Origin of the sequence: Streptomyces sp. NPDC046985 (assembly GCF_040644415.1) — a bacterium.
Classification (GTDB): domain Bacteria; phylum Actinomycetota; class Actinomycetes; order Streptomycetales; family Streptomycetaceae; genus Streptomyces.
Genome location: NZ_JBEYWK010000013.1, coordinates 217,433 through 240,908, shown reverse-complemented (window position 1 = coordinate 240,908; position 23,476 = coordinate 217,433). Strand labels below are relative to the sequence as shown.

Here is a 23,476-nt window from a genome sequence, read left to right as displayed (position 1 = left end):
CCTGGCTTCCGCCTCGACCTCGACGGGGCCGCCCGCTTCACCCACGAGGGGTACACCGTTGCGGTTCAGGTGCGTCGCGCCATGGCTGAGCCGCCGCGCCGGCCGGGCCGACGGCCCAGGACGTGACGGCCGCTCAGGAGGCCGAGCGCCCCGTGGTGCAGGAGCCGGCCGCGCAGGCGCACGCCGAGCCCCTGGCCGCCGAGGACCCGGTCGTCACGGCCGCCCCGGCGGCTGAGGCGCCCGAGGTCGCTGAGGCGCCCGCGGCGCCCCAGGGCCGTACGCGCCGCCGCGCGACCCGCAAGGTCTCGGCGCCGGCCGGTTCCCCCGCGGGGGCCGAGGCGGCCGTCGTGACGGTGCCCGAGGCGGTCCCGGCCGAGGAGGCGAAGGCCCCCGCGCCCGAGCAGCCGGTGCGTCCCGAGGTCCCGGCCGAGGCGCCCGCCGAGGCCGCTCCGGCCCGGCCGCGCCGCCGCGCCGTGCGCAAGGCGACCGCGCCGACCGCGTCGGAGGAGTCGGCCGTCGTGGTCGTCCCGGCGGCCCCGGCGGACACCGCCGAGGCGCCCGCCGCCGAAGCCGCGCCCGCCGCGGAGGCGGCCGGGTCCGCGGAAGCGGGCGAGGCGGCCGAAGAGGCGCCGGTCAAGAAGGCCGCGGCCAAGAGGACCGCGGCGAAGAAGGCCACGGCGAAGAAGGCCGCCGCCAAGAAGACGACGGCGGCCAAGAAGACCGCCGCGTCGACGACGGCGGAGAAGACCACGACGGAGAAGACCACGGCGAAGAAGGCCGCCGCCAAGAAGACGACGGCCAAGAAGGCGGCGACGGCGAAGAAGACCGCCAAGACCGCCGCGGCCGCCGAGAAGCCGGCGACGAGGAAGACGGCGGCGGCGCGGCAGTCCGCGGCGTCCGTCTCGGCCTCGACCGACGAGGGCTGATCCCGGCGCCGTCGCGGCGGGGGTCCCGCTCCTCAAGGAGCGGGACCCCCGCCGTCCGGCCGCCGGAGCCCGGTTTGACCCCTGCCGGGCAGGGCCCGTAATCTAGACCGTCGGCGTGCCCACTGAGCACGCCACATCCCCGTAAACCTCTTCCTCCCGGGCCCTGGTGTGGCCGGGAGAGGTCGCCCTTCGTGGGGCGGCTGGCCTGCGGGGGTCCCGTTTTCCGAGCGAGAGAGTGAGATCCGCGTGTACGCCATCGTGCGCAGCGGCGGTCGCCAGCACAAGGTTGCTGTCGGCGACGTCGTCGAGGTTGACAAGATTTCCACCGCCAAGGTTGGCGACACGGTCGAGCTCTCGACCCTGCTCGTCGTCGACGGCGACTCCGTGACCAGCGACGCGTGGGTGCTGGCCGGCATCAAGGTCCAGGCCGAGGTCGTGGACCACCACAAGGGCCAGAAGATCGACATTCTGCGCTACAAGAACAAGACCGGCTACCGCCGTCGGCAGGGCCACCGCCAGCAGTACACGGCGATCAAGGTCACGTCGATCCCCACGGCTGCGAAGTAAGGGACTGAAGAGACATGGCACACAAGAAGGGCGCATCGTCCACCCGGAACGGTCGCGACTCCAACGCCCAGCGGCTCGGCGTGAAGCGCTTCGGCGGTCAGGTCGTCAACGCGGGTGAGATCCTGGTCCGCCAGCGCGGCACCCACTTCCACCCCGGCGCCGGCGTCGGCCGCGGCGGCGACGACACGCTGTTCGCGCTCCAGGGCGGTGCGGTGGAGTTCGGCACCCACCGCGGCCGCAAGGTCGTGAACGTCGTTCCGGTCGCCTGAATCACCTGATTCACGGTTTCGGCCGCACGAACGCAGCGCGAGGCGGACCTCACTTCCCGGTTCGGGAAGGCGGGTCCGCCTTTCGCGCGTTGTACAGAAGACATTCCGCTTTCCCCCGCCCTCCGGGCCGGGGATCCCCCCTGGAGGATCCGCACCATGACCACCTTCGTGGACCGCGTCGAACTGCACGTCGCCGCGGGTAACGGAGGCCACGGCTGCGCCTCCGTTCACCGTGAGAAGTTCAAGCCGCTGGGCGGCCCGGACGGCGGCAACGGCGGCCGTGGCGGCGACGTCATCCTGACCGTCGACCAGTCCGTCACCACGCTGCTCGACTACCACCACTCCCCGCACCGCAAGGCCACCAACGGCAAGCCCGGCGAGGGCGGCAACCGCTCCGGCAAGGACGGGTCCGACCTGGTCCTGCCGGTGCCGGACGGCACGGTCGTGCTGGACAAGGCGGGCAACGTGCTCGCCGACCTGGTCGGCCACGGCACCTCCTACGTCGCCTCGCAGGGCGGCCGGGGCGGCCTCGGCAACGCGGCGCTCGCCTCGGCCCGGCGCAAGGCGCCCGGCTTCGCGCTGCTCGGCGTGCCCGGCGACGCCGGCGACGTCGTGCTGGAGCTGAAGACCGTCGCCGACGTGGCGCTGGTCGGCTACCCGAGCGCCGGCAAGTCCTCGCTGATCTCCGTGCTGAGCGCGGCCAAGCCGAAGATCGCCGACTACCCGTTCACCACCCTGGTGCCCAACCTGGGCGTGGTGACGGCCGGTTCGACCGTCTACACCATCGCGGACGTGCCCGGCCTGATCCCGGGCGCCAGCCAGGGGCGCGGGCTCGGCCTGGAGTTCCTGCGGCACGTCGAGCGGTGCAGCGTGCTGGTGCACGTGCTGGACACCGCGACCCTGGAGTCCGACCGCGACCCGCTCTCCGACCTCGACATCATCGAGGAGGAGCTGCGCCAGTACGGCGGCCTGGGCGACCGCCCCCGCCTCGTCGTGCTGAACAAGACCGACGTGCCCGACGGCAAGGACCTCGCCGAGATGGTCCGGCCCGACCTGGAGGCGCGCGGCTACCGCGTCTTCGAGGTGTCCGCGGTGGCCCACCTCGGCCTCAAGGAGATGTCGTTCGCGCTCGCCGACCTGGTCGCGCAGGCCCGCGCCGCGCGCCCGCAGGAGGAGGCGACGCGCATCGTCATCCGGCCGAAGGCCGTCGACGACAGCGGTTTCACGGTCACCCGCGAGGAGGACGGCCTGTACCGCGTCCGCGGTGAGAAGCCCGAACGCTGGGTGCGCCAGACCGACTTCAACAACGACGAGGCCGTCGGCTACCTGGCCGACCGGCTCAACCGCCTCGGCGTCGAGGCGGAGCTGATGAAGGCGGGCGCCCGCCACGGCGACGGCGTCGCCATCGGCCCCGAGGACAACGCGGTCGTCTTCGACTGGGAGCCCTCGGTGATGGCCGGCGCCGAGATGCTCGGCCGCCGCGGCGAGGACCACCGGCTTGAGGCGCCCCGCCCGGCCGCGCAGCGCCGCCGCGACCGCGAGGCCGAACGCGACGAGTCGGACGAGGAGTACGACGGCTTCGAGCCCTTCTAGGCGTTGCCGTCACCGTCCCGCCCGCCTGCCCGCTCGGCGGACGGGCGGGGCGGACGGGCGCCGCGCAAGGTACGCGACACGCCTCTCAGGGGTCAGGCCTGCTCGACGAGTTCGAGCGCCTGTGCGGGGGTCGGCGCGTGGGGCCGCTCGGCGAACGGCGTGAACGGCAGCGGGGTCTGCTCGCCGAGGAAGACCCTGCGCACCACGCGCTCGGCCGCCCGCCCGTCGTCGAACTCGCAGAAGCGGCGCCGGAAGGCGTCCCGGCGCGCGGCCGCGTCGGCGTCGTCGTACGCGCCCGAGCCGAGCAGCCCGATCAGCTCGGCCTGCGAGGTGGCGACCGCGCCCGGCGCCTCCTGGAGCAGGTTGAAGTAGGTGCCGCGGACGGCGGAGTAGATGTCCCAGTCCGGGGCGAAGACGATGATCGGCCGGTCCAGGACGGCGTAGTCGAACATCGCCGAGGAGTAGTCCGTGATCAGCGCGTCCGCGGCGAGGTACAGCTCCTCCACCCGGGCGTGGTCCGACACGTCGACGATCCGGCCGGTGCGGCGCAGCTCCGTCACGTGCGGCGAACTGCCGTAGAAGTAGTGGCCGCGCACCAGAAGGGTGGCGTCCGGGCCGAGTTCGTCGGCCAGGCGGACCAGGTCCAGGCTGGGGGTGAACCCGGGCTGGTACTCGCGGTGGGTGGGCATGTAGAGGAACGCCTTGGCGCCGTCGGCCAGTTTGAGCGCGGCGCGGGCCCGGCGCACCTCGGCGGCGCCGGCGTTCACCAGGACGTCGTTGCGCGGGTAGCCGCTCTCCAGGGATATGTACGAGCAGGGGTAGACCCGCTCCCACACGGCGGTGGAGAACCGGTTGGCGCTGACGCTGTAGTCCCAGCGGTCGCAGCGCTCCAGGAGCTTGTCGAAGTCCATGTCCGTGGAGGCGGGGTACTTGCGCTGGTCCAGGCCCATGGTCTTCAGCGGCGTGCCGTGGTGGGTCTGGAGGTGCACCTGGCCTTCGCGCTTGACCACGGCGTCGGCGAAGTTCACGTTGTTCACGAGGTACTTGGCGCGGGCCAGCGCCGTCCAGTACTCCTTGGAGCCCACCCGGACGGTCTGCACGCCCTTGGGCGCCCGCGCCACCGCGTCCGGCCGGAGCGCCCACACGCGGCGCAGATGCGGGGCGAGACGGGCGAGTTCGGCGTCGATGGCCGCCGGGTTGCAGGAGACGCCGCGGCTCCAGTAGGCGGACAGCAGCACCAGGTCGTCGACCAGCGGCAGCCGGAGCTGCGACTGGTAGAAGACGCCCATCGCGCCGCGCTTGGACCGGTTGAGGGCGCTGCGGGCGCCGGTGCGCACCGTCTGGCGGAGCTTGACCGCCGCGGTGGCGCCGGCCATCGTGCCGTACGCGTCCCGCTCCAGCATCCCGTACTTGTGGCCGCGGCCGCCGCCGGGCCGCTGGAAGTCCCGGGGCAGGCGGGCGCGGTAGTCGGCGGCGGCGCGGTGGAAGAACTCCGCCCGCGCGTCCAGCGGGAGCCGCCCGGGGCGCTCCAGGACGGTCAGGTAGTGGTCGATCATCTTGCGGAACAGCGGTCCGCGCCACGGGTCGAGCCCGGGGTGCGCGTCGAGGTGGTGGAAGACCCGGCGGTACTGGTCGAAGACGTCGAAGTGCTTGCGGCTGACGGTCTTGAGGATGTTGCCGCCCGCGCGCCGCTGCCGGTAGAGCACGCACACCCGGTCCAGCACGGCGATGCGCTCGGCGCTGATCAGGGAGCAGAACGTCCAGGGGGCGTCCTCGTAGTACCCGGCCGGGAAGGAGAGGCCGTGACGGACGACGAAGTCCCGGCGGTACGCCTTGTTCCAGACGATCTGGAGCAGGTCCAGCAACTGGGGCCGCTCGGCGAGGGAGAAGACGTCGGGGCCGCCGGCCTTCAGCAGGTCCGCCCGCTGGTTGGCCCGGACCCGGCCGTCCCAGTAGGTGCGGGCGTAGTCGTAGACGAGTATCTCGGGGTCGCCGGTGGTCTCCAGGCGCTCGGATATCAGCCGCAGCGCCCCGTCGGCCAACGTGTCGTCGCTGTCCAGGAACAGGAGGTAGTCGCCCTGGGCCTGCTCCATGCCGGCGTTGCGCGCACCGCCCAGCCCGGCGTTCTCCGTGAGGTGAATCACATGAACGCGGGGGTCGCGTGCGGCGTACTGATCGAGGATGGCGCCGGAGCCGTCCGGCGAGCAGTCGTCGACCGCGACGACCTCGAAGTCCGTGTAGTCCTGCCCGAGGACCGAGTCCAGGCACTCGGCGAGGTATCCCTGGACCTTGTACACAGGGACGACGAGAGAGAGTCGGGGCATCCTTACAACCTGTTCCGGGGGCCGATCACGCGCGAGTGTGCTGGCCGGCGCGCTCCGCTCGCCGATGGACCCGGACCGTGCTGGCCGCTTCAGCGTAAAGGATTCACTAGAAGTCAGTGTGGACGCCTTCGCGGGTTCAGAACAGGCCCTGTGACGTTCCGGCGTCGCAGGCGGTCCGCGGCGGCGAGGTTCTCGCCGTCCGGCCGGAGAAGTTCCTCACCGACGTCCCGCGCGCGGGCTGTTCGCGTTTTCCCCGTGATTTCCGATATGCGGGGGATGTCGGACTCGATTTTCCGCGGGGCATGCACGAGGGTGCTCGCAGTGGCACGGATGGGACAGGGTCGAGGAGGCATCAGGATGAGCTGGCTGGTGACGGGCGGCGCCGGATACATCGGCGCACACGTAGTGCGCGCCATGACCGAGGGCGGCGAGAGCGTCGTCGTCTACGACGACCTCTCCACCGGGAGCCCCGACCGGGTGCCGGACGGAGTGCCCCTCGTGGTGGGCAGCGTGCTGGACGCCCCCCTGCTGAAGAGCGCGATCGACGACCACGACGTGACCGGCGTCGTGCACATCGCGGGCAAGAAGCAGGTGGCGGAGTCGGTGGAGCGCCCGCTCCACTACTACCGGGAGAACGTCACCGGTCTCCAGACCCTGCTGGAGACCATGGCGGCCGCCGACGTCGACCGGCTCGTCTTCTCCTCCTCGGCCGCCGTCTACGGCATGCCCGACGTGGACCTCGTCACCGAGGACACGCCGTGCCTGCCGATGAGCCCCTACGGCGAGACCAAGCTGGTCGGCGAGTGGCTGATCGCCGCCGCCGCCAAGGCGTACGGCCTCAAGGCCGCCTCCCTGCGGTACTTCAACGTGGCCGGCGCGGCCGCGCCCGAGCTGTCCGACTCGGGGGTCTTCAACCTCATCCCCATGGTCTTCGAGCGGCTGGAGGCCGGGACGGCGCCCCGCGTCTTCGGCGACGACTACGCCACCCCGGACGGCACCTGCGTCCGCGACTACATCCACGTCCAGGACATCGCCTCCGCCCACCTCGCGGCCGCCAAGCGCCTCCAGCAGGCCCCGGACGGCACCTCGCTGATCCTCAACATCGGTCGCGGCGAGGGCAGTTCGGTGCGGGAGATGGTGGAGCGCATCCTGAAGGCCACCGGCAACGAGGACGTCACCCCCGAGGTGACCGCCCGCCGTCCCGGCGACCCGGCCCGGGTCGTCGCCGCCGCGGACCGCATCCACGAGGAACTGGGCTGGAGCGCCCGGCACGGCCTGGACGAGATGATCGACTCCGCCTGGCAGGGCTGGCGCCACCGCCACGGCTGAGCGGGACGGGCGGGGGCGGCGGGCGGCGGTCGCGTGAGCGTCGCCGCCCGCGCCTCAGCCGCTGCCGCCCTGTGCCTGCCGCGTGTCCCTCGCTGACGCCGGGCGCCTGCCGCGTGTGTCCCTCGCTGCCGCCGCGTGTCCGCCGGGCGCCCGGTGTCCGCCGGGCATCGGGCGCCCGCCGCCCCCCGTGCCGGTCGCGTCCCGGCTGCTGAAACGCGCGAGCGCCGCCGTGACCTCTTCGCGTAGATTCGGCCCTGTGCTGCCGCGAGGCAGCGGGACCGGCGCGACCGGCATGACCGGCGTGCTCGGCGTGAGCGAGGTGCTCGGTGTGAGCGACATGAGGGGACAGGCGGCACGGTGGCAGGGGCAGCGCAGGGCGAGGCGGCGGTCAGGCGGCCGGTGGCCGAGGCCCGCAGGATCGTCGTCAAGGTCGGCTCGTCGTCCCTGACCACCGCGGCGGGCGGCCTGGACGCCGACCGGGTGGACGCGCTCGTCGACGTCCTCGCCAAGGGGCGGGCCGAAGGCGCGGCCCGCGGTCCGGGGGACGAGGGCGGGGGACGGCCGGGCGCGGCGGAGAAGGAGATCGTCCTGGTCTCCTCCGGCGCCATCGCCGCCGGGCTGGCGCCCCTCGGACTGCGCCGTCGCCCCAAGGACCTCGCCCGCCAGCAGGCCGCGGCCAGCGTCGGCCAGGGTCTGCTGGTGGCCCGCTACACCGCCTCCTTCGCCCGCTACGGCGTCCGCGTCGGCCAGGTGCTGCTGACCGGCGACGACACCAGCCGCCGCGCCCACCACCGCAACGCCTCCCGCACCCTGGACAAGCTGCTGGCGATGGGCGCGCTGCCCGTCGTCAACGAGAACGACACCGTCGCCACGGACGAGATCCGCTTCGGCGACAACGACCGCCTCGCCGCCCTCGTCGCCCACCTCGTGCGCGCCGACCTGCTGGTGCTGCTGTCCGACGTGGACGGCCTCTACGACGGCGACCCGAGCAGGCCGGGCGCCTCCCGGATCGCCCAGGTGCGCGGGCCCGCCGACCTCGCGGGCGTGGAGATCGGCAGCGCGGGCCGGGCCGGCGTGGGCACCGGCGGCATGGTCACCAAGGTCGAGGCGGCCCGGATCGCGGCGGCGGCCGGCATCCCCGTGGTGCTCACCAGCGCCGCGCACGCCGCCGACGCCCTCTCCGGCAGGGACACCGGCACCTACTTCCACCCCACCGGCAGGCGCTCGGCCGACCGGCTGCTCTGGCTCCAGCACGCCTCCGCCCCGCAGGGCTCGCTCACCCTCGACGACGGGGCGGTGCGCGCGGTCGTCGAGGGACGCAAGTCGCTGCTCCCGGCCGGCATCGCCGCCGTCGAGGGCGAGTTCACCGCGGGCGACCCGGTCGAACTACGCGACGGGCGGGGCGCCGCGGTGGCCCGGGGGCTGGTCAACTTCGACGCCCGCGAGATCCCGCGGCTGATCGGCCGCTCCACGAGGGACCTCGCCCGCGAACTGGGCCCGGCGTACGAACGCGAGGTCGTACACAGGGACGACCTGGTGCTGCTGGAGCCGTAAATGGCCCGAATCGTCCAGCCGCCCGGGGGCTGAACGTGGGGACGTTCCGTAAAACCGCCCCACGGAGCGGCGCGCCCTGCTGCACTCTGTCCCAGGGACTGGTTCCGCACGAGCACCCGGTTACTGGGTAGAGGAGGCCGTCGTGAGACGAGTGCGCCCTGGGGCGGCGTCCCGCGGCAGTGCGGGCGGCCCCGCCTCCCGAGCGGCCGGTGAGGAGCGCGCCCTGACCAGCGTCGCGGCCGGCGACCGCTACGAGAGGGAGCGCGCGCGGCGCCCGGCGGCGAGCGGCGCCGAGGACGCCGACCGGACCGAGCGCGAGACGCCCGCGGAGCTGGCCCGGCTGTGGCACATCACCCTGCGCGTCTGCGGCGCCGAGGCCCCGCTGAGCGAGGTGCGGCGCGGCCTGGAGCAGCTCGCCCACGACCACCCCTTCCTGCTGACCAGCCGCTACGCGAGCGACCACGCGGAGATCCGGTACTGGGAGGAGGCCCGCGACCTGCACGACGCGGCCGCCGTCGCCCTGCGCCTGTGGGGCGAGCACCGCCAGAGCGCCCGGCTGCCGTCCTGGGAGATCGTCGGCCTGGAGGTCATCGACCGCGCCACCTACCACCAGCGGCTCGCCGAGGGCTACGGACCGCCCCCGGCCACACCGGTCGGCGTGCACCCCTTTTGACGGCTTTTTCAACCTTTTCGGCTTTTGGCGAGGCTTTCGACCCGTTCGGCCCGTCTCGCGCTGCGAAACGTCAGACGGTCGCCGCAGCTCCGCGCACTACCCTTCCCTCATGACCACGCTCTCGCCGTACGACTCGATGTCCCCGGTCGCCCAGGCCGCCTACCGGGCCAGGGCCGCCGCCGCCGACCTCGCGCCGCTGCCGCGCGCCGAGAAGGACGACGCGCTGCTGGCCATGGCGGACGCCCTGGAGGTCCGTACCGGCGAGATCGTCGAGGCCAACGCGAAGGACGTCGCCAAGGCCCGCGAGGCCGGCACGAGCGAGGCCGTCGTCGACCGGCTCGCGCTCACCCGCGAGCGGGTGCGGGCCATCGCCGCCGACGTGCGCGACGTGGCGGCGCTGCCCGACCCGGTCGGCGAGGTGGTCCGCGGCTCCACCCTGCCCAACGGGCTGGACCTGCGCCAGGTCCGCGTCCCGCTCGGCGTGGTCGGCATCGTCTACGAGGCCCGCCCCAACGTCACCGTGGACGCCGCCGCCCTGTGCCTGAAGTCCGGCAACGCCGTCCTGCTGCGCGGCTCGGCCTCCGCCCACGCGTCGAACGCCGCCCTGGTCCGGGTGCTGCGCGACGCGGTGGGCGGCGCCGGACTGCCCGCCGACGCCGTGCAGCTCGTGCCCGGCGAGGGCCGCGAGAGCGTGCGCGAGCTGATGCGCGCCCGCGGCCTGGTCGACGTGCTGATCCCGCGCGGCGGCGCCTCCCTGATCCGGACGGTGGTCAACGAGTCCACCGTCCCGGTGATCGAGACCGGCACCGGCAACTGCCACGTCTACGTCGACGCGGACGCCGACCTCGACATGGCCGTCGAGATCCTGATCAACTCCAAGGCGCAGCGCCCCAGCGTCTGCAACGCCGCCGAGACCCTCCTCGTCCACCAGGACGTCGCCGCCGCGTTCCTGCCGCGCGCCCTGGACGCGCTCGCCGAGGCCGGGGTCACCGTGCACGCCGACGAGCGGGTGATGGCCTACGCCGAGGGCTCCCGGGCCACGGTCGTCGAGGCCACCCCGGACGACTGGGACACCGAGTACCTGTCGTACGACATCGCCGCCGCCGTCGTCGACTCCCTCGACCGGGCCGTGGCCCACATCCGGCTGTGGTCCTCCGGGCACACCGAGGCGATCGTCACCGGCTCGCAGCAGGCCGCCCGCCGGTTCACCCGGCTGGTCGACTCCGCCGCCGTCGCCGTGAACGCCTCCACCCGCTTCACCGACGGCGGCCAGTTCGGCTTCGGCGCCGAGATCGGCATCTCCACCCAGAAACTGCACGCCCGGGGCCCGATGGGCCTGCCGGAGCTGACCAGCACGAAGTACGTCGTCACCGGCGACGGGCACGTCCGGCGCTGAGCGCACGCCGGCGCGGCCGTCTCGCCTGTCGGAAGAATGTCCATATCGTCTGCCCAAAACAACCCCCCAGGTCTACTCTGGACCCGTGCCGGAGGACGTGGGGGGCACGCCGTTCTCGGACGGCTGGGAGCCCGACGACGACCACGACCGCGGGGTGTCGGACGAAGAGTTCGCCTCCGTGGTCTTCGACGAGGACTTCGTACGGGCAGCCGTGGTCCACGAGCCGACCGCGGTCGAGCGCCTCGTGGCCGCCGCGCAGGCCAGAGCCGAGGCCACCGAGGCCGAAGCGCGCCGCGCGCACGCCCGGGGCGAGCGCCGCGAGGACGGCCGCGGCCCCGACGCCCGCGGCTACGGCCGCCGTCTCGACGACGACCTCGACGACTCCGACGACCTCGACTTCCCCGACGAGCGCCACGGCCTCCTCGGGACGTTCGGCAAGCAGGTGCGCTGGCACCGGCCCGTCGCCTGGCTGCTCGCCCTCGTGATGGGCGTGGGCATGGTGGCGCTCGCCTTCGCGGCGGTCTACCGCGGCGGGTCTTCCGGCAGCCGCGACCGGGTGCCGCCGCCCGCCACGTCCGGGCAGGGGCAGGGCAGCGCCGCCGCGCCCTCGGCCGGCCCCGTCTCCACCCCGCCGCCGGTCCCGGCGGTCCCGCGCACGCCCTGAGCGCCGCGCCGCCCGATCTTGGTGGGAACCTGTCAGAACTTGGCGCACAGCGGTGCGTTTACCGACGCTCCGGGCGACCTACCCTGAAGGTATGGGAGGGCCTCAGGACCCGCCCGAAGGGACCCCCGAGGGCGCCCCCGGCGGTGCGGAGGACGAATACCGATCCGTCGTCTTCGACGAGTCGTTCGTTCGCGCTGCCCGCCTCCAGGAGTACTCCGCGCAGGAGCGCATGACCGATCACACGCCCGCCGTGCGCCGCCGCCCGCAACTGCGGCGCGGGCTCTCCCGCCAGTTCCTGGCGCTGGTCCTGCTGGTCGCCCTCGCCTTCGCCACCGCCGTCTACATGGGCGTGCGCACCCCCACCCGGGCGCCGCGGGCCGAGACGCCCGCCGTGCCGCTGCGGGCGGCCGTCGTCCCGCTCGCCCCGCAGGGCGCGGTGCCCGGCGCCGCCGATCCCCGCTTCCTGTACGCGCACAGCCCCGCCGCCCACTTCGAGACCGGCGCCGAGGGCATCCCGCTGCCCGCCCACCGCAGCACCGCGCACTTCACGGACGGCCAGGTCGCCGCCGCCCTGCTGAGCGCCAGGGACTACATCGTCGCCTCCTCGCTCGACCCGGCGGTGCTCACCGGGGGCGAGAGCGACATGGTGCGGGCGCAGCTCGACGCGGCCCAGCTCGACCAGTTCGACCGCAGCCTGGACCACCCCGCCGCCGACGGGCAGCACGCGGCCACCGGCTGGCTCGTCCGCTTCGACCCCGCCCGCACCGAGCTGGCCGAGCCCGGGATCCGGGTCCAGGGCAGCCTCGCCGTCGCCGAGGCGGATCCGGCCACGCTGGAGGTCACCGCGGACCCGACCCTCGTCTACGCGCTGCGCCCGGCGGGCGCACGGGCCGGGGCGCCCGCCTCGCTGTTCACCGTGCGGCGCCAGCTCCAGTTCCGCTTCGACCACGACGACCTGCGGCTGCGTCAGGTCCGGCTGGTCGCCGCCACCGTGCAGGCCGGCCCGCTGTCCTGCGCCGACGACTCCGCCAGCCGCTTCCACCCCCTGCTGGCCGGGCAGAGCGCCCGCCCTGGCGGCCCGGCGGGCACCGACCCGTACGCGCCCGGCGCCCCGGCGCCCCTGTGCGGCGCCCTGTCGCCCGACGCCCAGCCGAAGGTGTGAGGTCGCTTCGGCGCTTCAGCGCTTCGGGGGAGCTGAGACGGGCACGCGCGTCGAGAACGTATGAGCTGCGGACTGGGACGCGCGCCGAAAAGGTCGATGTCGGGGACTGGGACGCGTTGACGGTCGCCCGTCCGGGACGCATGCCGACGGCGTGCACGGCGGGTACCGGAGCGCGCCGACGGCGGGCACCTAGGGGACTGGGACGCGCGCCCACGGCGGGCACCTAGGGAACTGGTATGCGCGCCCACGGCGGGCACGTCGGGGATTGGGATGCGCGCCCACGGCGGGCACCTAGGGGACTGGGATGCGCCTACGGCGGGCACCTCGGGGACCGAGACGCGCGCTGACGGCGTGCGAGCCGGGGCTCGCGGGTCGGGGGAGAAGCGTGAGGCCGTCGTGCGGTCAGCGGTGGTCGCGGGGCGGCTCGTCGCGGGGACCGGCGGTTCCCGGGCCGTCCGTCCCTGAGCTGCCGCTCCCCTCGCCGTCGTGTCCCGGGCGGCCGTCCGCCGGGTGACCGCCCGCCGGGTCGCTCGGACCCGGGCCGCCTGTACCCGCGCCGCTCGTACCCGAGCTGTCCCTACCGGGGTCGCCCTTGGCCGGACCGCCCGACTTCGGGCTGCCTGCCCCGGGGGTGCCGGAACCCGGGCTGCCTGCCCCCGGGGTGCCGGAACCCGGGTCGCCTGCCCCCGGCCCGCCGGAACCCGGCCCGCCGTCTGTCGGGTCCTCCGACGGCCCAGGCGGGCCGTCGGCCGGGCCGCCGGAACCCTTCGTCGGGCCGGCCTGCGCGCCGTCCCTGGACGCGCCCGGCCCCGCGAAGCCGCTGAAGCCGCGCCGGACCCGGTCGCCCAGGCCGCCGGCCCCGCCCGCGAGGTCGCTGACCAGCTTCATCAGCGGGTCCTTGGAGTCCTTCACCTGACCGGCGTAGTGCGCCGCCGACTCGCGGAAGGAGTCGCCGACCGAGGCGCCCTGGTCCTCGGCGCGCCGCGGATAGTGGCCGTCGACGATCCGCTGGTAGTCGCGGGAGGCCGCCCACTTGTTCAGCTCCGCGGCCCGCACGGTCGCGAACGGGTGCGTGCGCGGGAGCACGTTGAGGATCTTCAGCACGGAGTCGCGCAGGTCGCCGGACTTCTCGTACTCCTCGGCCTGCTCCAGGAACGCGTCCACGTTCATCTCGTGCAGATGGTTGCCGCCCGCCAGCTTCATCAGGCCGCGCAGCGAGGCGTGCACGTCCTGGCCGACCAGCAGGCCCGCCCGGTCCGCCGACAGCTCCGACGTGCGGAACCACTCGCGCAGGGCCGTGAGGATCGCCGTGATCGCCAGGTTGCCGAGCGGGATCCAGGCCACCCGCATGGCCAGGCTGGTCAGGAACAGCAGGATCGTGCGGTACACCGCGTGGCCGGACAGAGCGTGCCCCGCCTCGTGGCCGACGACCGCCCGCATCTCCTCCTCGTCCAGCAGCTCGACCAGGCCGGTGGTCAGCACGATGATCGGCTCGTCCAGGCCGATGCACATCGCGTTCGGCTGCGGGTCCTGGGTGACGTACATCGGCGGGACCTGCTCCAGGTCCAGGATGGAGCAGGCGTCCCGCAGCATGTCGTACAGGTGCGGGAACTGCCGGTCGCCGACGCGCACCGAGTCGGACAGGAACAGCAGCCGCAGGCTGCGCTCCGGCAGCAGACCGCTGAGCACCTTGAACACCGTGTCGAAGCCGCTCAGCCTGCGCAGCGCGACCAGGGCCGAGCGGTCGGCCGGGTGCTCGTAGGCGCGCGAGGAGATCTCAGGGAAGCGCCTGCGCCGCCGGCCCGGCACACGCTCGTGTCCCTGCCGCCCGCGGCCGTCGTCGTCGGTCATGTGATCCCCCATGCGTCGGTGATGCCCGAAGTGCCCCCGCTGCGGAAGCCAGCCTAGGCGGCGCTACCGTGGACGGGCAGAACAGCGAAGGAGTCCGTCCATGGAGCACCACATCGCCGCCGTCCGGCTCGCCCAGGCCCTCGCCGCCACCGCACCGCGCCAGGGATCGGGTGACCTGCTACGGGTCGTGCTGGTCGTCATGGTCCTGGGCTGCGTCCTCACCGGCTGGTTCCTGCTGCGCGGCTACAAGCGGAACGACGACTGAGCCGGCCGGAAGGTTCCCGGCGCCGCGGCGGCCCCCGCGCGACAGCGGAGTCGACGTGAGGCCCGCCACCGCGGACGCTTACGATGAGCGGGCATCTTTATCCCGCCCACACCCGGATAGGTCTGCCGAAGATGAGCTTCCACAGCGCCGCTGCCCCCTTGGTCAACCTCGCCGAGGCCCAGGGCGGCCACCACGAGAGCCTGAACCCCGCGGTGACGGGCGGGTCCGCGTTCGTCATCCTGCTGCTCCTGCTCTGGGTCACCACGCGTTTCAACCGCGACCGCTGAGCCGCGCCGGGGCCGTCCGCCGGGCCTGCGCCGCAGGCCCCGGCGCCCTGTGCGCCGATCTCGCCCACGGCGCCCCCAGGCCGGGCCGGTAGGGTCTGCACGCATGGGAGAGCAGCACATGCCGACCGGCCTGGAGACTGACACGGTGAACCACCCCGGCTACCGGCCCGCCCCGTCGGGCAGGCGCCGCCTGGGCGTCATGGGCGGGACGTTCGACCCGGTCCACCACGGGCACCTCGTGGCGGCCAGCGAGGTCGCCGCGCAGTTCCGGCTGGACGAGGTGGTGTTCGTCCCCACCGGCCAGCCCTGGCAGAAGAGCGACCGCGCCGTCTCCCCGGCCGAGGACCGCTATCTGATGACGGTCATCGCGACCGCCGAGAACCCGCAGTTCTCCGTCAGCCGCATCGACGTCGACCGCGGCGGCCCCACCTACACCGGGGACACCCTGCGCGACCTGCGCACCCTCAACCCCGACACGGACCTGTTCTTCATCACCGGCGCCGACGCGCTCGCCCAGATCCTCACCTGGCGGGACCCGGAGGAGCTGTTCGCCCTCGCGCACTTCATCGGCGTCACCCGGCCGGGTCACCACCTCACCGACGCCGGGCTCCCCGAGGGCGGCGTCTCGCTGGTCGAGGTCCCCGCACTGGCCATCTCCTCCACGGACTGCCGGGCGAGAGTCGCCAAGGGCGACCCCATCTGGTACATGGTCCCGGACGGAGTCGTGCGGTACATCGCCAAGCGCGAGCTGTACCGCGGCGAGTGAGCCGAGAGGGGGCACCGGTGAACGACCGATACGACGCCGGCTACACCGGCGACGGGGCCTACGGGGCTGACCGGGCAGGCCAGGCGCGGCAGCCAGACCAGCCCGACCAGCCCGATCAGTACGAGATCGCCGGCTACGACGAGTACGGCCGGCCCGTGTACCGGCGGATACCGGCCCCGCAGCAGCAGCAGCCGCCGCAGCAGCCCTACGGCGGCTACGGCGAGCAGGGCCGCCCGGACCAGCAGGGCTACGGCTACGACCCGTACGCGTCGGGCGGCCGGCCGCAGCCCCCTGCGCCCGGCTACGGCGGTCCCACGGCCGCCGGGCAGCCCCCGGCCCCCTACGGGTCCTACGACCCCTACGGGTCCGCCGAGCAGCCGCACGGCGGCCCGGACGGCGGCGCCTACGCCCCTTACGGCCCCGGCCCCGCCGCCGCGCCCTACGACCCCTACGGGGCCGCTCCCGGCCCCGCGCCCGCGTCGTACGACCCCTACGGCCAGGCGGCGACCAGCGGCCAGCAGCCCCGGACCGCCGAGCACACCGCGTACATCCCGCAGCAGACCGGCCCCGAAGACGCCGGCGACGCCGGACACGCGGCGCACGCGGCGGACCGTTCCGAGCAGGACGGCGCCGACTACGGCACCGAGCAGTTCGCCTTCGTGGAGGAGCCCAGCGACGACTCCGAGGACGTCATCGACTGGCTGAAGTTCACCGAGAACCGCACCGAGCGCCGCGAGGAGGCCCGGCGCCGCGCCCGCAGCCGGATCGTCTCCCTGGCCGTGGTCCTGGCCCTGGTCGCGGCCGGCGGCGCCGGCTACCTCTGGTACGCCGGAAAGCTGCCCGGGGTGTCGTCCTCCGGCGGCGGCGCAGCGACCTCCGCCGCCGCGGGCGCCCAGAAGCGGGACGTGATCGTCGTCCACCTGCACGACACGGCCAAGGGCGGCACCTCCACGGCGCTGCTCGTCGACAACACCACCGCCAAGCGGGGCGCCGCCGTCCTGCTGCCCAACTCCCTCGCCCTGTCCGACGACGACGGCGCCACGACGACGCTCGCCAAGTCGGTGCAGGACGACGGCTCCTCCGGCACCCGCGACCAGCTCGACACCGTCCTCGGCACCGACATCCAGGGCACCTGGCGCCTGGACACCCCCTACCTCCAGAACCTCGTCGACCTGGTGGGGAACATCGACGTCGACACCGACGCCGACGTGCCCGACCCGGACACGAAGAACACGAAGAACACGAAGAACACGAAGAAGAATGCCGCCGGCCCGCTCGTGCACAAGGGCGCGCAGCAGACCCTCAGCGGCCGGATGGCCGTCGCCTACGCCACCTACCGGGCCCCCGGCGAGTCCGTGAACGCCCAGCTCGAACGGTTCGGCCAGGTGATGCAGGGCGTGCTGCGCAAGATCTCCTCCGACCCCTCCTCGGCGACCACGACGGTGCAGACGCTGGCCCAGATCCTCGACCCCTCGCTCACCGACCGGGACCTCGGCGCCTTCCTCGCCAAGCTCGCCGACCTCGCCAAGGGCGGCGACTGCAAGACGGACCTGCTGCCCGTCGGCGCCGACGGCACGCTGAGCGCGCGCACTGGCCAGAGCGTGGTCAAGGAGGTGCTGGGCGGGACTGCCAAGAGCCCCGGCAGGGGATCGGCCGTGCGCGTCTCCGTCCAGAACGCGTCCGGGACCAAGGAGGACGCCGAGAAGGCCCGCGTCGCGCTGCTGGGCGGCGGATTCACCTTCCTGGAGGCCGGTGCGACGAACGCCGTCCAGTCGGCGTCCAAGGTCGTCTACGCCGACCCCGGGGACAAGGCGAACGCCGCCGAGGTCGCCAGGACCCTGGGCCTGCCCGCGTCCGCCGCGGCGAAGGGCGCGGTCGGGCCCGGCGCCGACGTCTCGGTCGTCCTCGGCCGCGACTACCGGCCCTCCCCGGCCCGGTGACACCGCCGTCACGTGGGACGCCCCCCGCGGTCCGTGAGATCCTGGGGGTCCAGTGACCGCCTACGGAAAGCTCCGCAGTGACCGCAACCGACCGTTCCCTTGAGCTCGTCAACGCCGCAGCCCAGGCTGCTGCCGACAAGCTCGCGCACGACATCATCGCCTACGACGTCAGCGACGTGCTGTCCATCACGGACGCCTTCGTGCTGGCGTCCGCGCCCAACGACCGCCAGGTCAAGTCGATCGTCGACGAGATCGAGGAGCGCCTCCTCAAGGACCTCGGCGTCAAGCCGGTGCGCCGCGAGGGCGACCGCGAGGCCCGCTGGGTGCTGCTCGACTACGTCGACATCGTGGTCCACGTCCAGCACAGCGAGGAGCGCGTCTTCTACGCCCTGGAGCGGCTGTGGAAGGACTGCCCCGAGATCGAGCTGCCCGACGACGCCCGCGCCACCCGGGGCAAGGCCGAGGAGCACGCCAAGACGCAGGCCGGCGGCGAGCCGGCCGAGCCGGACGGTGGGTGGCGGTGAGCCCCGCCGGTGAGGCGGTCGGCGCGGCGCCCGGCAGGGGCCGCCGCGTCATCCTGTGGCGGCACGGGCAGACGTCCTGGAACGTGGAGCGCCGTTTCCAGGGCTCCACGGACGTCGAGCTGACCGAGACCGGCGTCGCCCAGGCGCGTCGCGCCGCCCGGCTGCTGGCCTCCCTCGGACCCGACGCCATCGTCTCCTCGGACCTGACGCGCGCCGCGCGGACGGCCGAGGAGCTGGCCGCCCTCACCGGCCTGGAAGTCGTCGCCGACGAGGCCCTGCGCGAGACCTACGCGGGCGCCTGGCAGGGCCTGACGCACACGGAGATCATCGAGCGGCACGGCGGGGAGTACGCCGCCTGGAAGCGCGGCGAGCCGGTGCGCCGCGGCGGCGGCGAGCTGGAGACCGAGGTCGCCGACCGCGCCGCCCCGGTGGTGCTGGGGCACGTGGAGAAGCTGCCCGAGAACGGCACGCTCGTGGTGGTCAGCCACGGCGGCACCATCCGCACCACCATCGGGCGCCTGCTCGGCCTGGAGGCGCACCACTGGGAGAGCCTGGGCGGCCTGTCCAACTGCTGCTGGTCCGTCCTCGGCGAGGGCGCCCGCGGCTGGCGCCTGCTGGAGCACAACGCGGGCACCCTGCCCGAGCCCGTCCTCGGCGACGACGACTGATCCGCGGGGCGCCGCCCCGCCGGCGGCCAGGCGCGGCCCCGTCACTGCCCTGGCGCGGCGCCGACAGCCGCGCGGTCCGCGGATTTCACTTTCCGGCAGGTCACAGGCTAAAGTTCTTCTTGTTCGCCCCGCCCAGCGGGACGTAACGCCAAGTGGCCGCGCCACACTGCACAAGGGGCTATAGCTCAGTTGGTAGAGCGCCTGCATGGCATGCAGGAGGTCAGGAGTTCAATTCTCCTTAGCTCCACGGGTCGGCACTCTGTCGAGTCGAGTCGCCCAAGACCGGTGATGAGAATCCCGTCCCCCTCGGGGGGCGGGATTCTCCGCGTTGCGCTCCAGGCTCCCCGCCGCACGGCCTTCTCCCGCGGCCGGACTGGTACCGAGACGTCGCTGACCGCATCGGCCCGGCCGTGGCAGAATCAGACGGCCGGAAGGGGGCGCGCCCGACGGGAGGGAGTCGCGATGCCTGCCAGCATCCTCGAGGAGGGCGGTCGCCTCCTCGGTGCGGCATGGACAGGAGTCACCGTCACCCGCCTCGTCCGCCCCTCCCGCGGCGCCCTGCGCGCCGCCCGCCCGCTCGGCGACGACGGCGGGGCCTCGTACGCGTGCACGGCCTGCGGCCGCAGGAGCTGATCGATGGGCGCCCACAGGCGGAAGTGCGACTGGTGCGGCAGCGGTACGCCGATCGTCCGTGACATGGAACCGGTCAACCCGGACTACCAGTACTGGTGCGAGGAGTGCGCGCGGGCGCTCATCATCAAGGGCGACCCGATCGAGACGTACCGCGAGCTGGAGGGCGAGCCGATCTACGGGCGGCTTCTGGAGGAGCACTGCACCTTGAAGCGGTTCTACTCGTTCGTGACGGCGTGAGAGCGCGTCGGCGTGAGGGCACGACGCTGCGGGGGCGCGACGGTGTGACGGCGGGTTAATTCCGGTCACATCGGGCGTAAGGGAAACCGATTTGGTGGACCACCCCCTGGACCGTGTAATGTTGGCATCGCCGCCGGGGGAACCGGGCGGAACCAGTCCACTTGCGGCGTCGCCGCACGGCGACATGGGGCTATAGCTCAGTTGGTAGAGCGCCTGCATGGCATGCAGGAGGTCAGGAGTTCAATTCTCCTTAGCTCCACAGCGATCGAAGGCGGGTCATCCGAACGGATGGCCCGCCTTCGACGTGTTTCGACGTATGCGGTGGTCGCGCGCCCGCGCGCGTGCGCGTCTATGTGCCTGTGTGCGGCGGCTGTGCGTGCGGCGCCGGCGCGGGCCGCCCCTCGTGTGGAGGCGGCCCGCCGGGCGGTTCAGCGGCCCAGGGCGCGGCGTCCGCGTCCCTGGGAGAGCACCGGGAGGTTGCGCGACGGGGCCTGTGTCCCCGCGTCCTCCTCAAGGCGCAGGGCCAGCGCGGGACAGCGGCGCACCGCGCGCAGCGCCTTGGCCTCGGCGTAGCGCGGCACCTGCGCCTGGGCGACGGTCGGGAAGCCGTCGGCGCCCAGTTCGAACACCTCGGGGAGGATGTCCGCGCACAGGCCGTGCCCGCGGCACAGGGTCCAGTCGACGTGGATCTTCTGGCGGCTGGGACCGTTCTCCCCGGCCGCGCCGCCGCCGGGGACGCCTGTGGGGGCCCAGCCCCCCTCGAAGAGCGGCAGCACGCCTTCCACCGGGCGGCCGCAGCCGTTGCCGAGCACATGGGCGGCCAGGTCGTCGGTGAACGCCTTGACGGTGGACTCCAGGAACATCGCCGAGCCGTCCGGATGCGAGCACGCGCCGCGCCGCTTGACGTTCGAGGCGACCTGTTTGAGCGCTTCCAGCGCGGCCGGTCCGCCGCCGTTCAGGATGTCCTCCAGGCCGCGGGCGGCGGCGGGCAGCCCGAGGTAGCACGGTCCGCACTGACCGGCGCTCTCCTCGGCCAGCCACTTCGCCACCTGGAGCGACTCGCCCAGCGGGCAGGTGTTCTGACTGATCGGCAGGATCGCCCCGGCGCCGAGCGAACCGCCCACCGCGTCTAGGGAGTTACGGGAGACGATCGCCTCGTCGAGGGTCGCCGCGTCGATCCACTTGCCGTGGTAGCCGCCGGTCAGCACGCCCTGCGGCGCGGGCGGCGCCCCGGCCAACTGGAGGACGTAGCGCAGCGGCACGCCGGTGGGGACCTCGATCACCATGGGGCGGGCGACGGCGCCGGAGACCGTCAGCATGACGGTGCCCGGCTCGTCGTAGAGGCCGGTGTTGCCGTAGCGCTCGGGGCCGATGCGGGCGGCGATGGCGAGCTGGGCGAAGGTCTCGGCGTTGGACAGCAGGGTGGGCGCTCCGCCCACGCCGCTCTCCGAGGCGCTGATCTTGCGGCCGGTCGGGATCGCCGGGCCGCCGTCGATGGACCGCACCAGCGAGGCCGCCGCGCCGGTGACCATGCGCACGGGGTTGCGCTGCACGCGCGCCCGCAGCGCCGATCGGCGGCCGTTGGTCAGCCCCCGTTCGGCCAGCGCGGCTTCCATGGAGCGCTGGGTGGACTCCCGGGTGACCCCCACCACGAGCGTGCGGGCGCCCAGGGCCTCGGCGCACAGCAGCGCGCCGTCCAGGATGAGGTGCGGTGCGCGGTTGATGAGCACCGTGTCCTTGCGGCTGGCCGGCTCGTCCTCGCTGCCGTTGACGACGACGACCGGCCGGACGCCGCGGCGGATCGCCGACTCGGCGACCGCCCGCAGCTTCTTGTGGAAGGGGAAGCCCGCGCCGCCGCGGCCCCTGAGATTGATGGCCTCGGCGAGCTGCGCGAGCCGCTCGCCGCCCAGCGGTTCGAGCGGCCCGTGCACTTTCAGGTGCATGGGCAGGTCGAGTCGTTCGACAAGGTCGAAGCCCGAAGTGAGCTGCGGGAGTCCGACGACGCGGACTTCCGGAACGTCGGGCAGGGCCTCGTTCAACTATGGCCTCCGGAAGGCGTGTTCCAAGATTCGCCCGTCCCCGGCGCGTCGAAGGACGCGCCGGGGTGTGGTGCATTGGCAGGACCGCTCAGGTACGTGTCGTTCGCGTGGTACGTGCCGGAGCGGGGATTCGTCTCACCGGTGTCGTGCACATCACGTCCGCGGTAGCCGTTCGCGCCCGGATTGCCGTAGACCGGGATGGTGTATCCCGTGTCGTTCAGCGGGTCGTAGGCGGACGGGGGCGCTTCGCCGACCGGCGGCGGGGAGGGGATCGGCCAGCCGCCGCCGTCCGCGGCGGCGGCCTGGAGGTCGAACGGCAGGTCCATGCGGGCGGTCGGGTCGCCCGTCCCGTAGAGCTGCTGCGAGGGCGGGAGGGAGACGGCGCGGTAGGCGGCCGCGACGCCGGCGGCCGGGTCGGGCGCGGGCGCGTCGTAGTGCGGCGCGTAGGGCGCGTCGTACGAGGGGGAGGGCGCCTCGTACGGCGGGAAGGGCGAGTCGGAGGCCGGGGGGTGCGCCTGGTAGGCCGAGGAAGGCGTGCCGAACGCGGGGGCGGCCGTGTCGTAGAGCGGGGAGGGCATGCCGAACGGCGGGGAGGGCGCCTCGTACAGCGCGGAGGAGGGGGACGGCACGCGCGGCAGCGGGCCGGTGGCGTCGGGGCGGCCGTTCCGTTCGGACCGTGTGCGCTCGTAGCCCGGCAGCGCGGAGGCGCTCGCGCGGGAGCGGCTCGCGGTCAGGTCGTCCAGGTCCCGGCGGTCGCCGCCGTCGAATAGCGTCGTCAGCCGGTCGGCGACCCTGCGCTTGACCGGGCGCGGCGCCGCGCGCAGGGCGAGCGCGCCCATGACGCCGAGCAGGGACAGGCTGTAGAGGATCACGAAGACCGGCTTGGCCTGGCGGCCCGCGTACAGGCCGTGGACCAGGGCCGCGCACCAGGCCGGGTAGGCCAGCATGTGCATCGCCCGCCAGCGCGCGGCGACCGGGGCGGGGGTGGCGAAGTTGCTGCGCAGCGCGCCGGTGATGCCCACGAAGACCATCAGCAGGCCGGCCAGCGAGCCGAGGCCGATCAGGCCGGCGCTTCCGGAGACGCCGAGCGAGAAGGGCACCAGCGCCCCGATGAGCTGCGTGTGGTCCAGCGCGATCTTGACGGTGATGTGCAGCAGGAGGAAGGCGATCGAGGCCACCGCGGTGATCCGGTGGACGCCCTGGCCCACGATCCGCTGGCGGGTGTTGAGGAAGATCCGGTCCTGGGCGACCAGGCCCCAGATCACCGAGGCGCTGAGGGAGACCAGCGAGAGGACGCCCGCGCCGAAGTTCAGGAACTCGCGGAACTGGCTGCCTCCCACCAGTACGACCAGGGGTATCAGAAGCAGGACGACAGCGGACGCCGCCCCGTAGGCCGACCGGCCCGGTTTGGGGAGCGAGCTGTTGCTGCGACGAGGGTTCATGGGGGCGACTCCGAGCGGTTCGGGTGAGCGGTCCCGTGGACGCACTCTAAGTGGCTCTCAAACCGCTGAGTACGCCTTTCGAGTTATTCCTTTGTTATCTGGGTGACGTCCGGGGCGGGAGTTGTCCGGATAGCGTCCCTTACGCCGGGTAATTGTCGCGCGTCAATCCGTCCTGCCGCTTTTCCGCGCCTCCTCAAGCGGAGGGATGCTTTCCGTTTCGGGGCGGCGGCTTCCCGTCCGGGCGGGCGGCGGCGCCGTGCCGGGTGGTGGCGCCCTGCCGGGCGGCGAGGGGCCTGCCGGGCCGCCAGGGGCCTGCCGGGGGGAGGGCCTGCCAGGCGGGGAGGGGCGGCCGGGGGACGCTCCGTCG

General features: G+C 73.6%; 21 protein-coding genes, 2 tRNA genes and 1 pseudogene. 20 read left to right on the top strand and 4 right to left on the bottom strand.

Features of this window, described 5'->3' with window-relative positions; genetic code table 11:
- Window positions 1-122: 122 nt before the first annotated feature.
- From ABZ861_RS19070 to obgE, 4 genes are all read left to right on the top strand, one after another.
- Entirely contained in the window at window positions 123-926 is an 804-nt protein-coding gene (locus ABZ861_RS19070; protein ID WP_361631487.1) for a hypothetical protein, read from the top strand.
- 246 nt (window positions 927-1,172) lie between these two features.
- Complete coding sequence (gene rplU / locus ABZ861_RS19065) at window positions 1,173-1,493, top strand: 50S ribosomal protein L21 (RefSeq protein ID WP_361631485.1); 321 nt, start codon at window positions 1,173-1,175, stop codon at window positions 1,491-1,493.
- Between the two features lie 14 nt (window positions 1,494-1,507).
- Entirely contained in the window at window positions 1,508-1,762 is a 255-nt protein-coding gene (rpmA, locus tag ABZ861_RS19060) for a 50S ribosomal protein L27 (protein WP_361631483.1), read from the top strand.
- A 156-nt stretch (window positions 1,763-1,918) separates the two neighbouring features.
- Complete coding sequence (obgE, locus tag ABZ861_RS19055; protein WP_361631481.1) at window positions 1,919-3,355, top strand: GTPase ObgE; 1,437 nt, start codon at window positions 1,919-1,921, stop codon at window positions 3,353-3,355.
- A 92-nt stretch (window positions 3,356-3,447) separates the two neighbouring features.
- On the opposite strand, the gene ABZ861_RS19050 is transcribed toward obgE, so the two are convergent.
- A complete protein-coding gene (locus tag ABZ861_RS19050) occupies window positions 3,448-5,679 on the bottom strand; it encodes a bifunctional glycosyltransferase family 2 protein/CDP-glycerol:glycerophosphate glycerophosphotransferase (RefSeq protein WP_361631479.1) in 2,232 nt (743 codons plus the stop codon).
- Between the two features lie 357 nt (window positions 5,680-6,036).
- Here ABZ861_RS19050 and galE point away from each other — a divergent pair, with 357 nt between their 5' ends.
- The 6 genes from galE to ABZ861_RS19020 all read left to right on the top strand — a co-directional run bounded on the left by galE (window position 6,037) and on the right by ABZ861_RS19020 (window position 12,457).
- On the top strand, window positions 6,037-7,008 hold the full coding sequence (gene galE, locus ABZ861_RS19045) for a UDP-glucose 4-epimerase GalE (RefSeq protein ID WP_361631477.1): 972 nt from the start codon (window positions 6,037-6,039) through the stop codon (window positions 7,006-7,008).
- Window positions 7,009-7,407: 399 nt separating this feature from the next.
- On the top strand, window positions 7,408-8,562 hold the full coding sequence (gene proB, locus ABZ861_RS19040) for a glutamate 5-kinase (RefSeq protein ID WP_361631503.1): 1,155 nt from the start codon (window positions 7,408-7,410) through the stop codon (window positions 8,560-8,562).
- Between the two features lie 142 nt (window positions 8,563-8,704).
- A complete protein-coding gene (locus tag ABZ861_RS19035; RefSeq protein ID WP_361631475.1) occupies window positions 8,705-9,235 on the top strand; it encodes a hypothetical protein in 531 nt (176 codons plus the stop codon).
- A gap of 109 nt (window positions 9,236-9,344) precedes the next feature.
- Window positions 9,345-10,631: a glutamate-5-semialdehyde dehydrogenase gene (locus ABZ861_RS19030; protein WP_361631473.1), complete on the top strand. Its 1,287-nt coding sequence runs from the start codon at window positions 9,345-9,347 to the stop codon at window positions 10,629-10,631.
- Between the two features lie 85 nt (window positions 10,632-10,716).
- Window positions 10,717-11,295 (top strand): hypothetical protein, encoded by a 579-nt coding sequence (locus tag ABZ861_RS19025; protein ID WP_361631471.1) that lies wholly within the window; start codon window positions 10,717-10,719, stop codon window positions 11,293-11,295.
- Window positions 11,296-11,386: 91 nt separating this feature from the next.
- Window positions 11,387-12,457, top strand: coding sequence for a hypothetical protein (locus ABZ861_RS19020; RefSeq protein ID WP_361631469.1), 1,071 nt, complete (start codon window positions 11,387-11,389; stop codon window positions 12,455-12,457).
- A gap of 789 nt (window positions 12,458-13,246) precedes the next feature.
- Here the strand turns inward: ABZ861_RS19020 and ABZ861_RS19015 are convergent.
- Window positions 13,247-14,320: pseudogene (locus ABZ861_RS19015) on the bottom strand (M48 family metallopeptidase); the annotation flags it as partial.
- An 88-nt stretch (window positions 14,321-14,408) separates the two neighbouring features.
- Between ABZ861_RS19015 and ABZ861_RS19010 the strand changes: the two are divergent.
- From ABZ861_RS19010 to ABZ861_RS18965, 10 genes are all read left to right on the top strand, one after another.
- The gene (locus ABZ861_RS19010; protein ID WP_361631467.1) at window positions 14,409-14,573 is read left to right on the top strand and encodes a hypothetical protein; all 165 of its coding nucleotides are present in this window, start codon (window positions 14,409-14,411) and stop codon (window positions 14,571-14,573) included.
- A gap of 83 nt (window positions 14,574-14,656) precedes the next feature.
- Window positions 14,657-14,860 (top strand): hypothetical protein, encoded by a 204-nt coding sequence (locus ABZ861_RS19005; protein ID WP_361631509.1) that lies wholly within the window; start codon window positions 14,657-14,659, stop codon window positions 14,858-14,860.
- Between the two features lie 103 nt (window positions 14,861-14,963).
- Entirely contained in the window at window positions 14,964-15,626 is a 663-nt protein-coding gene (gene nadD, locus ABZ861_RS19000; protein ID WP_361631465.1) for a nicotinate-nucleotide adenylyltransferase, read from the top strand.
- Between the two features lie 17 nt (window positions 15,627-15,643).
- Complete coding sequence (locus ABZ861_RS18995; protein ID WP_361631463.1) at window positions 15,644-17,566, top strand: LytR C-terminal domain-containing protein; 1,923 nt, start codon at window positions 15,644-15,646, stop codon at window positions 17,564-17,566.
- A gap of 77 nt (window positions 17,567-17,643) precedes the next feature.
- Window positions 17,644-18,090 carry a ribosome silencing factor gene (rsfS, locus tag ABZ861_RS18990; RefSeq protein ID WP_361631461.1) on the top strand — a complete coding sequence of 149 codons (447 nt, stop codon included), beginning with the start codon at window positions 17,644-17,646 and terminating at the stop codon, window positions 18,088-18,090.
- Window positions 18,087-18,758, top strand: a complete 672-nt coding sequence (locus ABZ861_RS18985; protein WP_361631459.1) for a histidine phosphatase family protein — start codon at window positions 18,087-18,089, stop codon at window positions 18,756-18,758. Before rsfS ends, ABZ861_RS18985 begins: the two co-directional genes overlap by 4 nt.
- Window positions 18,759-18,932: 174 nt before the next feature.
- Window positions 18,933-19,005 (top strand) — tRNA-Ala (locus ABZ861_RS18980).
- A 215-nt stretch (window positions 19,006-19,220) separates the two neighbouring features.
- Complete coding sequence (locus ABZ861_RS18975) at window positions 19,221-19,391, top strand: hypothetical protein (RefSeq protein WP_361631457.1); 171 nt, start codon at window positions 19,221-19,223, stop codon at window positions 19,389-19,391.
- Window positions 19,392-19,394: 3 nt separating this feature from the next.
- Window positions 19,395-19,628, top strand: a complete 234-nt coding sequence (locus ABZ861_RS18970; RefSeq protein WP_003976229.1) for a hypothetical protein — start codon at window positions 19,395-19,397, stop codon at window positions 19,626-19,628.
- Between the two features lie 186 nt (window positions 19,629-19,814).
- Window positions 19,815-19,887: transfer RNA gene (locus tag ABZ861_RS18965), tRNA-Ala, on the top strand.
- Window positions 19,888-20,056: 169 nt separating this feature from the next.
- On the opposite strand, the gene ABZ861_RS18960 is transcribed toward ABZ861_RS18965, so the two are convergent.
- The gene (locus tag ABZ861_RS18960) at window positions 20,057-21,667 is read right to left on the bottom strand and encodes an NADH-ubiquinone oxidoreductase-F iron-sulfur binding region domain-containing protein (RefSeq protein WP_361631455.1); all 1,611 of its coding nucleotides are present in this window, start codon (window positions 21,665-21,667) and stop codon (window positions 20,057-20,059) included.
- Window positions 21,664-23,109 carry a cytochrome b/b6 domain-containing protein gene (locus ABZ861_RS18955; RefSeq protein WP_361631453.1) on the bottom strand — a complete coding sequence of 482 codons (1,446 nt, stop codon included), beginning with the start codon at window positions 23,107-23,109 and terminating at the stop codon, window positions 21,664-21,666. Before ABZ861_RS18955 ends, ABZ861_RS18960 begins: the two co-directional genes overlap by 4 nt.
- Between the last annotated feature and the right edge of the window lie 367 nt (window positions 23,110-23,476).

What these genes read in the sequence shown, in the direction of transcription:
- ABZ861_RS19050 (WP_361631479.1), bottom strand. Translation starts at nt 5,679, where the DNA reads ATGCCCCGACTCTCTCTCGTCGTCCCTGTGTACAAGGTCCAGGGATAC.
- galE (WP_361631477.1), top strand. Translation starts at nt 6,037, where the DNA reads ATGAGCTGGCTGGTGACGGGCGGCGCCGGATACATCGGCGCACACGTA.
- obgE (WP_361631481.1), top strand. Translation starts at nt 1,919, where the DNA reads ATGACCACCTTCGTGGACCGCGTCGAACTGCACGTCGCCGCGGGTAAC.
- ABZ861_RS19020 (WP_361631469.1), top strand. Translation starts at nt 11,387, where the DNA reads ATGGGAGGGCCTCAGGACCCGCCCGAAGGGACCCCCGAGGGCGCCCCC.
- ABZ861_RS19030 (WP_361631473.1), top strand. Translation starts at nt 9,345, where the DNA reads ATGACCACGCTCTCGCCGTACGACTCGATGTCCCCGGTCGCCCAGGCC.
- ABZ861_RS18970 (WP_003976229.1), top strand. Translation starts at nt 19,395, where the DNA reads ATGGGCGCCCACAGGCGGAAGTGCGACTGGTGCGGCAGCGGTACGCCG.
- ABZ861_RS18975 (WP_361631457.1), top strand. Translation starts at nt 19,221, where the DNA reads ATGCCTGCCAGCATCCTCGAGGAGGGCGGTCGCCTCCTCGGTGCGGCA.
- ABZ861_RS18955 (WP_361631453.1), bottom strand. Translation starts at nt 23,109, where the DNA reads ATGAACCCTCGTCGCAGCAACAGCTCGCTCCCCAAACCGGGCCGGTCG.
- nadD (WP_361631465.1), top strand. Translation starts at nt 14,964, where the DNA reads ATGGGAGAGCAGCACATGCCGACCGGCCTGGAGACTGACACGGTGAAC.
- ABZ861_RS19010 (WP_361631467.1), top strand. Translation starts at nt 14,409, where the DNA reads ATGGAGCACCACATCGCCGCCGTCCGGCTCGCCCAGGCCCTCGCCGCC.
- rpmA (WP_361631483.1), top strand. Translation starts at nt 1,508, where the DNA reads ATGGCACACAAGAAGGGCGCATCGTCCACCCGGAACGGTCGCGACTCC.
- ABZ861_RS19005 (WP_361631509.1), top strand. Translation starts at nt 14,657, where the DNA reads ATGAGCGGGCATCTTTATCCCGCCCACACCCGGATAGGTCTGCCGAAG.